At 42.0% G+C, this 262-nt stretch carries 1 rRNA gene; it reads right to left on the bottom strand.

The features are described 5' to 3' along the window. Nucleotides 1–97, bottom strand: a 16S ribosomal RNA gene (locus tag SORDD25_RS08970); the annotation flags it as partial. Between the last annotated feature and the right edge of the window lie 165 nt (nt 98–262).

Here is a 262-nt window from a genome sequence, read left to right as displayed (position 1 = left end):
ATCCGCTCGGTGCAAGCACCAAGCTTCAGCGTTCTACTTGCATGTATTAGGCACGCCGCCAGCGTTCGTCCTGAGCCAGGATCAAACTCTCATTAAAAGTTTGAGTTCTCACTCATTTCTGTCACTGACAGATTTATTGTTTTTTCATTGTTCAGTACTATAACTTCAGTTATAGTGCCCTGCACATTGGTTCGTCTTGTTCAGTTTTCAAAGGTCTTTGTCACTCATTCTCTCAAGCGACAACTATATTAGTATATCACAG

Origin of the sequence: Streptococcus oralis, from assembly GCF_001579525.1 — a bacterium.
Taxonomy (GTDB): Bacteria; Bacillota; Bacilli; order Lactobacillales; family Streptococcaceae; genus Streptococcus; species Streptococcus oralis_M.
The sequence above is the reverse complement of the archived record's forward strand: the minus strand, read 5'-3'. Positions and strand labels throughout refer to the sequence as shown.